7 protein-coding genes are annotated in these 9,631 nt (G+C 40.1%); 2 read left to right on the forward strand and 5 right to left on the reverse strand.

The genetic code is table 11. From position 1 onward, the window contains the following. Positions 1 to 164 precede the first annotated feature (164 nt). The 4 genes from FTU91_RS14255 to tig form a co-directional block, all read right to left on the reverse strand. Positions 165 to 878, reverse strand: a complete 714-nt coding sequence (locus tag FTU91_RS14255; RefSeq protein WP_086195414.1) for a DUF2846 domain-containing protein — start codon at positions 876 to 878, stop codon at positions 165 to 167. Between the two features lie 186 nt (positions 879 to 1,064). Beyond that, complete coding sequence (gene clpX, locus FTU91_RS14260) at positions 1,065 to 2,375, reverse strand: ATP-dependent protease ATP-binding subunit ClpX (protein WP_180082597.1); 1,311 nt, start codon at positions 2,373 to 2,375, stop codon at positions 1,065 to 1,067. A gap of 27 nt (positions 2,376 to 2,402) precedes the next feature. Then, positions 2,403 to 3,008 carry an ATP-dependent Clp endopeptidase proteolytic subunit ClpP gene (clpP, locus tag FTU91_RS14265; protein WP_086175809.1) on the reverse strand — a complete coding sequence of 202 codons (606 nt, stop codon included), beginning with the start codon at positions 3,006 to 3,008 and terminating at the stop codon, positions 2,403 to 2,405. Between the two features lie 191 nt (positions 3,009 to 3,199). Continuing rightward, the gene (gene tig, locus FTU91_RS14270) at positions 3,200 to 4,531 is read right to left on the reverse strand and encodes a trigger factor (protein WP_086195412.1); all 1,332 of its coding nucleotides are present in this window, start codon (positions 4,529 to 4,531) and stop codon (positions 3,200 to 3,202) included. A 718-nt stretch (positions 4,532 to 5,249) separates the two neighbouring features. On the opposite strand from tig, the gene FTU91_RS14275 reads away from it, so the two are divergent. Further along, positions 5,250 to 7,529: a TonB-dependent siderophore receptor gene (locus FTU91_RS14275; RefSeq protein ID WP_180082599.1), complete on the forward strand. Its 2,280-nt coding sequence runs from the start codon at positions 5,250 to 5,252 to the stop codon at positions 7,527 to 7,529. A 57-nt stretch (positions 7,530 to 7,586) separates the two neighbouring features. On the opposite strand, the gene FTU91_RS14280 is transcribed toward FTU91_RS14275, so the two are convergent. Continuing rightward, positions 7,587 to 8,456 carry an IS982 family transposase gene (locus FTU91_RS14280; RefSeq protein ID WP_180082601.1) on the reverse strand — a complete coding sequence of 290 codons (870 nt, stop codon included), beginning with the start codon at positions 8,454 to 8,456 and terminating at the stop codon, positions 7,587 to 7,589. A gap of 162 nt (positions 8,457 to 8,618) precedes the next feature. Here FTU91_RS14280 and FTU91_RS14285 point away from each other — a divergent pair, with 162 nt between their 5' ends. Continuing rightward, on the forward strand, positions 8,619 to 9,302 hold the full coding sequence (locus FTU91_RS14285) for a Fe2+-dependent dioxygenase (RefSeq protein ID WP_180082603.1): 684 nt from the start codon (positions 8,619 to 8,621) through the stop codon (positions 9,300 to 9,302). The last annotated feature ends 329 nt before the right edge of the window (positions 9,303 to 9,631 follow it).

Raw genomic sequence — 9,631 nt, forward strand, 5'->3', positions numbered from 1 at the left:
GTAATTGATGAAATACGGTATTCTGATGTGACAAAACCTGAGTCATTTATAGTTAAAGTGTTTGTTTGCACTCATATTTTAACTATTTAGACTCAGGTTTTTTTATTTAAAGCAAACTATGGGACAGCAGTGCCCATTAGGGTGCTTTTTTTATATTAAGACGATTACCACGTCAGTGGATTCCAAATCTTAAACGGTTGGGTCAGTTGCACATCTTCCGCTGGATCATATTTTGCAGGTTTCAGTTTTTGTGCTTTCTTGCGCTGCTTCCCGGTATTTTGATCTAGCGCAACAAAGTTATAACTTTCTGACTTCAGCTGAGTATAGGCGATTTCATTTAAGCCCGTTTTTTCCGGCATCAAGATTAAAGGCCCTGAAACTTCACGACGGGTAGTTAAGTTTTCTTCATCATACTTAATAAAATAAGACTGTCCTGCCTGTACGGTAAAATCCAGATATTTGGGCTTTTGGAAATGCTGCACACCCACGGGGCGGCTGGTGGAGATGCGATAAGTTCCGGCAGGCAGTTCAACCCAGTAATAATGATTGTTTAATAAACTTGGAATACGTTCACTATTGATAAACAAGCTGGATGCCACAATTTCCTGACGGTTCCACTTACTATCAGGACGGTATAAATAAACAATGGCTGCCTGATCGTTCTGTGCCTGAACTGGCTGAAAGCGCTGTCCTATCTTTTGATTAACCCAAGCACCAATGCTAAACATGCCAAAACGGTACTGTTCCAACAATCCCGGTTCATGTTCAGTATTGACAGGTTTTAAGGTCGATGTCGCTTGAGTGTGCTCCATAGCAGATTTGCCATGGCATCCCAATAAAATAAAGCTTGCACAGACTGCAATACAGACTCCACGCATGATTTTCCCTCACCGCGTATTTTTTTATTTTTGTACTAAACTGAATTAAGCACTTCATTGTTTGCTATATATTGATTTTATTTCGACGTCCACGCCGAGTTCTTGAGATTAACATTAGGTTTTATTTTTGGAAATAAAAAACGCGCGAAAACACAAGTTTTCCGCGCGTTTCTGACGAATAGCGAATTAAGCAGATTTAGAATTTATCACTTTTAAATCTACTTTAGCCGCATTTTCAGTTTCTGATTTAGGCTGACGTTCTGCTTTTAACACCGGTTTTGCTTCACCTGCAATCACTGCATCATTCACAATCACAGTCCCGACATCGGTACGGCTTGGTAAATCATACATGGTTTCAAGTAATGCATTTTCCAGAATTGAACGCAGACCACGCGCACCGGTATTACGTTCCAAAGCTTTTTTCGCTACGGCACGTAATGCTGAATCTTCAAATACCAGATCCACATGCTCCATATCAAACAAATATTGATATTGACGGGTTAAGGCATTTTTTGGCTCAGTCAGAATCTGCATCAAGGCTTCTTCATCCAGCTCATCCAGAGTTGCGATGACCGGCAAACGGCCAATAAATTCTGGAATCAAGCCAAATTTCACCAAGTCTGTTGCTTCAACCTGACGGAACAAATCAGACAACTTTCGGGTTTCATTTTTGTTCTTCACTTCAGCAGTGAAACCGATCCCGCCTTTTTCCTGACGCTGTTGCACGATTTTCTCTAGACCAGAGAAGGCACCGCCACAGATAAACAGGATATTTGAGGTATCAATCTGAATGAACTCTTGCTGCGGATGCTTACGACCACCTTGTGGCGGGATTGAGGCAACCGTACCTTCGATCATTTTCAACAACGCCTGCTGGACACCTTCACCAGATACATCACGGGTAATCGACGGGTTTTCAGATTTACGGGTAATCTTGTCAATCTCGTCGATATAGATAATACCCTTTTGCGCTTTTTCTACATCATAGTCGGCTTTTTGCAACAGCTTCTGTACGATGTTTTCCACATCTTCACCGACATAACCCGCTTCGGTCAAAGTGGTCGCATCGGCCATGGCAAATGGAACATCAAGCAAACGCGCTAAAGTTTGTGCCAGCAAAGTTTTACCTGAACCTGTTGGTCCAACCAGTAAAATATTACTTTTTGCCAGTTCAACCGCATCATCATGCTTATGGCCTCTATGGGTCACTTTTAGACGCTTGTAATGGTTATACACTGCAACTGAAAGCGTTTTCTTGGCAACATCCTGACCAATGACATATTGATCAAGTGCGGCACGAATTTCGTGTGGCTTAGGCAACGGTTTGCTCGCCCAATCGCCCGATTCAACTTGCTGGCTGGTTTGGACTAAATCTAGGCATACGTCCACACACTCATTACAGATGTAAGCGTCCTCACCTGCAATCAGTTTCCCGACTTCAGACTGCGTTTTACCGCAAAATGAACAATGCTTTTGTCCTTGAGGATGATCGGACATATTCACTCCAATATAAAAATCTGAAAATTATGGACGTTTAGTAAGTACTTCATCCACGAGACCGTATTCTTTAGCAGCCTGTGCTGTCATAAAGTTATCACGGTCAGTATCTCTGGCAACAGTTTCATAGTCTTGACCACTATGCTCTGCCATTAAACGGTTTAAACGTTCTTTAATAAATAGAATTTCACGCGCGTGAATTTCAATATCCGATGCCTGACCACGGAAACCACCTAGTGGCTGGTGAATCATCACACGGGCATTTTCCAGGCAATAACGTTTACCCTTAGCACCTGCATTAAGCAGGAATGCACCCATAGAGGCTGCCTGTCCCATACAATATGTCACGACATCCGGTTTAATGAATTGCATGGTATCGTAAATGGCCATACCTGCAGTCACTGAACCTCCTGGTGAATTAATATAGAGGTGTATATCTTTATCTGGGTTCTCTGCTTCTAAAAACAACATTTGAGCAACAATTAAATTTGCCATGTTGTCTTCAACTTCACCGGTTAAGAAGATGACGCGTTCACGCAAAAGACGTGAGAAAATATCGAAAGAACGCTCACCACGAGAAGACTGTTCAACCACCACTGGCACTAAAGCGTTATCAATTGTTGGAACATACATACGTTATTTATTCCTAAATTTTTTGTTACTCAACTCATAGTCACAATATGAGGGATAATTGCCGAAAATGCAAAATATTCCCAATTAAATAACAGATATTTTTTATATAAGCATTGTGAATTCAGGACAGGTCACGATAAGCCTGTACATAAAAAAAGGCGCATGATGCGCCTTTTTTCGGTCAGCTAAGCTTAGCCTTGTTGACGAGCTTGTTGCTCTTTCAATAAGTCTTCATAGCTTACTTTTTTGTCAGTCACTTTAGCAGATGCCAAGATGTGATCAACTACTTGATCTTCTAATACAACAGCTTCGATTTGAGCACGTTGCTGTTTGTCATTTTTGAAGTATTCAATCACTTCAGTTGGGTCTTCGTAAGAAGAAGCCATGTCTTCGATGTAAGCTTCAACGCGAGCAGCATCAACTTCAATTTTAGCGTCCGCTAAAACCTTGCTCACCAACACGCCAAGTTTTACAGATTTTTCAGCTTGTTCTTTGAACAACTCATCTGGAAGCATGCTGCTGTCAAATGCTTTTGCACCTTGAGCACCAAACTGTTGAGTGAACTGTTGAATCATTTGTTGACGTTGACGGTCAATTTCTTGAGACAACATAGAAGCAGGAACTTCAACTTCGTTTGCAGCTACAAGTGCATCGAAAGTCGCGCCTTTTACCTGATTACGAAGACCATTTTTCACTTCACGTTCCATGTTTTTACGAACGTCAGCTTTTAATTTTTCAACGCCTTCTTCTTCAGTTAGACCGAAGATTTTCAAGAATTCAGCATCAACTTCTGGAAGTTTTTGTTTTTCAACTAGCTTCACAGTGATTTTGAATTGAGCAGCTTTACCCGCAAGGTTTTCAGCCTGGTAGTCTTCAGGGAAAGTAACATCAATTACTTTCTCTTCGCCTTTCTTCATACCAACGATACCGTCTTCGAAGCCAGGGATCATACGACCAGAACCTAGAACCAGTTTAAAGTCTTCAGCAGCACCGCCTTCGAATTTTTCACCGTCTACAGTACCTTCAAAGTCGAAAGTAACTTGCATGTCTTTTTTAGCCATGCCTTTGGTTTCAGTCCAGCTTGCACGTTGCTTTTGAAGGTTTTCGATCATTTGATCGACGTCTTTGTCGTTGACTTCAGTTGCTTTACGTTCAACTTCCAAGCCGTCAAATTTCACTTCAACTTCTGGATAAACTTCTACAGTTGCTTCATAAACAAGAGCGTCTTCTTTGTTTTCAACTTTTTCAATGTTTGGCATGCCAACAGCATTGATTTTCTCTTGTTGAATCGCTTCGAATACTGTGTCACGAATTACATCGTTCACAACTTCTTGATAAATACCTGCGCCATATTCACGACGTACTACATTTAAAGGCACTTTACCTGGACGGAAGCCGTTGATCTTCACAGTTTTAGCAGTGCGTTTTAAACGAGCTTCAAATTGCTCGTTCACACGGCTCGTCGGTACAGATACATTTAAACGACGGGCAACGCCCGAAACCGCTTCAGAAGTTACTTGCATGGCTTCCTCGATATAGAAATAGTAATTGCAATTTTGAAAGTGCCACATTATATGACAACATTGAAAGATATACAAAACCGGATGTTTTAACCATTAAATTTTAAGTATTCTGATCATAAAAGTCTGGCTTAATTACAACTTTGAACATCTGTAGTGCATAAACATCGCCATTTTCTATATTTTTTTACCGCTTTCGCCTATTTTTCGCTGTTTGATACTTTTTATTTCAGTATTTTTTCTGGCTATCTTTTGTGGTTCTCATTCAGCCCTGTTTTAGCCACAGTTCATAATTTTTGTCTAAATCCCCTGTTCCTCCTGCAAAAAGCTCTTTTGAGTAGAAATTTCATGATCGCATTCCCTGTTTTTATTTTTTACGAAAAAGATTATTTACTTAAAATCAGGAATAGCCTTTAAAAGTAGAATTACACGCTTGGACTCAGCATAAACATTGAATACAAAATGAAATTTTTGTTGGTAATTGGCTATATCACTGTTAAAAAAATTAACATCAATATTCCCAATTAAAAATAGAAAAACCATTAAAATATAAGATACATATATAAATCAATAAATTAACTTTAAATAGCCACATTATTTGATTCAAAAAACAAATTGATAACTTAAAAATGATTACCAATTACAATTATAACTCATAGTGATAAAAAATAAGAATCATTATTATTCTCATACGTTTTCACAGTACCCTTTTGAGTTCGAAATGGCCTTCATTAAAACACGCAAAAAAATCGTATCTTCTGCGATTGTTTCCTCACTTTCAGTGATGTCAGCGAATACATTTGCACAAGATCAAGTTGCTCAACTTGAAACTATTCATACTCAGGCGGAAGCAGAAACAGCTCAAGGTTTAAAAGTAGACCAATCTGCCAACTCCAAGTTTGTTGCTCCTTTGCTGGATACGCCTAAATCAGTTTCTGTAATTTCAAAGCAATTGATTGAAGATACTCAAGTGACAACTTTAAGCGATGCTTTGCGTACAGTGCCCGGTATTACTTTAGGGGCTGGTGAAGGGGGTAACCCGAATGGTGACCGTCCATTTATTCGCGGTTATAACTCAGAAAGTTCCATGTATGTCGATGGTGTGCGCAACGCGACTTCACAAAACCGTGAAATGTTTGCTGTAGAACAGGTTGAAGTCACTAAAGGTTCAGCTTCTGCTTTAAGTGGTGCGGGTGCTGCGGGTGGTAGCGTTAACATGATTTCTAAAGTCGCAAAAAAAGGTGACTTTTTGGAAGGCTCTGTTGGTGCAGGTACCGATAATTACCAGCGTATTACCCTAGATGGCAACAAAGATTTTGGTAATGGTATTGCAGCGCGTGTTGCAGTATTAGGACACCACAATGAAAAAGCAGGTCAAGCCGATGGGACTGAATACAAACGTGCCGGGATCGCTCCAAGTATTACTTTTGGTTTAGACACCCCTACCCGTGCAACTTTAAATTATTACTACCTAAAAACAGATGATACCCCTGATTCAGGTGTACCCTACAACAACCCAACTGGATATTCCCAATATTCAGGAAAACCAATTGATGTCAAACAAGGCATTTACTACGGTTGGGAAGACCGTGATTTCCAGAAACAGGAAAATCAGGTGGGTACAATCAAGTTAGAACATGACCTGACTGACAATCTAACCATTTCAAATACAGCTGTTTATAACAACTCTAAAAATGATTATCTGTGGACCAACCCAGATGATTCTCAAGGGAACATTTATAAAACCGGTAATGTATGGGCACGTGTAAACTCTCGTGTTGCCGATACAGATACCTTTACCGACCAATTAGCATTAACCGGTAAATTCAATACTGGTGCCTTAAAGCATAGCTTTAACTTAGGCGCAGAGTATTCAGATCAAGAAACAGATCGTACCCAATATATTATTAATGGCTTGTCTGCCACAGGTGCAGAATACAACAAATGTAGCCCTGCCAATATTGCTTCGGGCTGGTGTACTGCTGTTCAAAACCCTAATCGGGGACCATGGACAGGAAGTATCAGTACTGAAGGTGCAGACCAATACAATACACAAACCAAGTCCACTTCCGTTTACTTCCTAGACAGCATTGAGTTCAATCCACAATGGATTTTAGATTTGGGCGTGCGTTGGGATAAATTTAATACTGAACAAACCATGACCTATGGCGCACTAAATAGTGCTGTGACTGCAACAACCCCTACAGCTCAAGCTGGCGACAAAGTAACAACAGAAAGTGATACTGATTTCTTCACTTATCAAGCAGGCCTTACTTTTAAACCGGTTGAAAATGCTTCAATCTATGCCAGCTATGCAACATCTGCAAACCCTGTGGGTGTAGATGCCGGTGACGGTTCTGAAGGTATAGGCGCGGCATATAGCAACTTGGATCCTGAAGAAAGCCAGACTTTTGAAATTGGGACCAAATGGGATCTTTTACAAGATCGCTTGAATTTAACTGCCGCTATTTTCCGTACTGAAAAGCAGAATGCGCGTATCCAGTTGAGTCCTACTACTTATAGTAATATTGGCGAAAGCAAAGTTGACGGTATCGAGCTGGGCTTGAACGGTAAAATTACAGATCAATGGGAGATCAGCGCAGGCTATACCTATCTTGATAGTGAAGCAACCAAGAATGGCGTCAGCTGTCGCGGTACCACCTGTACTGACCAAACGGTATTTAACGGCAACCAAATGCCGAATGTTCCTAAAAACAGCGCTACACTTTGGACAACCTATCAGGTTCTTCCGCAACTTCAACTTGGTGCTGGTGCAACTGCAATGGACAAAGTCTATGGCGACCTAGCCAATACCAAATACGTTCCAGGTTATGTACGTTACGATGCCATGGCACGTTACAACGTTAACGAAAATGTTGACCTGCAATTGAATGTCAACAACCTGTCGGACGAACGCTATTTCACTAAAGCGTATGCCTCTCACTACGCCACTGAAGCAGAAGGTCGTAGTGCAGTATTATCGCTAAATTTCAAATACTAAGCTCAATTAAAGCCATAAATTAATTATGGATTTAATCTAAAATAACCCGAATCCTGTTTAAGCCAACGATTCCATAATTTGAATTGTTGGCTTATTCTGATGACATAATTGATATGCACATAACGATGCATAAATACTACTAAGAAATCCATGCATACTACGTGCTCTACTCGTCACTAAATTGTATTGTCCTTTCAGTAAACTGAATAACGTTTCTATCTTATTACGTTGTTTTAAGTGATATCCATCTGATGCAGATAGTTGAATAGCCTGCATATTTTTCCGATGATAAGTAATCAGATCAATCCCTTGATCTTTTAACCTGGTTTTTAGTTCTTGGCTGATATAACCACGATCTCCATAAAGCTTTGCTTCTAAGCCCTCAACCAATTGCTCAACCATTTTTATGTCAGAAATATGTCCATTGGATAAAGCAGAACAAGCGATTTCACCAAATTGATTCATAGCGATATGTAATTTACAGCCATAAAACCAGCCCATCGAGCTTTTACCACGAGATGCTATTGAGGCTAAAGATTTATGGCGTTGAATGCGTTGATTTTTACAGACTGGTAAAGTGGTTGAATCAATCCATAAATATTGTTTATCTTGACCTTTCATCAGTGCCACATTTAAAGCATGTATTGCTAAGTGGTGCATATTGATCAGGTGAATCATACGTTGATAGCAAGGCAAGTGCTTAAATAAATGACTTTTATCTTCCTTCAGCCATGTAAAAAAGGCTTTGAAATTATTGAAATAAGAACATTTGTACCAAATGGCAATAAAGCAGATTTCTGAGATTGTCAGATGTGCAGGTCTAATTCTTACAGAATGATGGCATTGTTTGAGGAACTTCCAATAAGTTGCTTCAAATTTAAGAAAGAAATCATCAATTACGCAGAATAATTCGGTACTATTGAACATGAGGACTAGAGTTGTGAGTTTGGTGTGGTAACTCAACTGATGGCTCTAGTCCTCTTATTTTTCAAGTCAATTTCTTATCCGCGATTCGGGTAAAATAGCCTCATAATAATGAGGCTATTTTTATAGCTAAAAGAATTCATTCTTCCAAAGAGGTGTATTGCCGTGATCCATCACATTCCTCATGTCCTGAGTAAAGAACAAGTTCAATATTTCCGTGATGAAATGGCAAAAATTGAATGGGTCAATGGTAAAGTCACTGCCGGTACACTGTCTGCCACAGTTAAACAAAACCAGCAATTGCCTGAAGATCATCCCCTGACTCATCACTTAAGTACCATCATTTTAGAATCATTGGGTCAGCATCCCTTATTTTTATCTGCGGCCATTCCCCTCGACATTATTCCGCCGCTGTTTAACCGTTATGAAAACAATGAAGCTTTTGGTTTTCATGTCGACAATTCCATCCGCCGTATCCATGGCAGCAACGACCGTTTACGCACGGACTTGTCCTGCACGGTTTTTTTAAGCGACCCGGAAGAATATGAAGGTGGTGACCTGGTGGTTGAAGACACCTATGGCTATCATGAGGTTAAACTACCCGCGGGCGATATGATCCTCTACCCTTCCACCAGTGTGCATGAAGTCACGCCAGTAACCTCCGGCTGCCGTCTCGCGTCTTTCTTTTGGGTACAAAGCATGATCCGTGATGATGCAGAACGTCACATGCTGTTTAATCTGGATCAGTCCATTCAGAACTTGCGTATGCAGTTGGGTGACAAGCACGAAGAGGTCATTAAACTCACCAATCTCTATCATAATTTAATGCGTAAATGGGCTGAACTCTAAGCTTAAAATCATGAAAAGCGCATGATTCAAGTGCTGCATGAATGTTGAGGATGATTTTAATTTTCCTAAAACTGAGCAGCAGAGTTAAGCATTTCATTGTAAGTCAGTATAAAAATCCCAGCCTAATCATCATTCTTTTTCATTAGCGCAATGGATTGAGCACATCCACTGCGCTTTTTTAAACCACATTTTAAATAAAAACGCTCTGTACACGACAAATTTCATAGGATCCTTGTCCTATCAGGCTTTTTCTTTCTTAAAATTGCTAGCACTTTCTTAAATTCTTCTTTTTTTCCAAAACCAATCAAACGTAGAATAGCCATTTGAAC

The organism is Acinetobacter sp. YH12201, assembly GCF_013418145.1.
Classification (GTDB): Bacteria; Pseudomonadota; Gammaproteobacteria; order Pseudomonadales; family Moraxellaceae; genus Acinetobacter.

Bases quoted from the DNA above. Each gene is read 5' to 3' on its own strand.
- clpP (WP_086175809.1), bottom strand. From the start codon at position 3,008: ATGTATGTTCCAACAATTGATAACGCTTTAGTGCCAGTGGTGGTTGAA.
- clpX (WP_180082597.1), bottom strand. From the start codon at position 2,375: ATGTCCGATCATCCTCAAGGACAAAAGCATTGTTCATTTTGCGGTAAA.
- FTU91_RS14275 (WP_180082599.1), top strand. From the start codon at position 5,250: ATGGCCTTCATTAAAACACGCAAAAAAATCGTATCTTCTGCGATTGTT.
- tig (WP_086195412.1), bottom strand. From the start codon at position 4,531: ATGCAAGTAACTTCTGAAGCGGTTTCGGGCGTTGCCCGTCGTTTAAAT.
- FTU91_RS14255 (WP_086195414.1), bottom strand. From the start codon at position 878: ATGCGTGGAGTCTGTATTGCAGTCTGTGCAAGCTTTATTTTATTGGGA.
- FTU91_RS14280 (WP_180082601.1), bottom strand. From the start codon at position 8,456: ATGTTCAATAGTACCGAATTATTCTGCGTAATTGATGATTTCTTTCTT.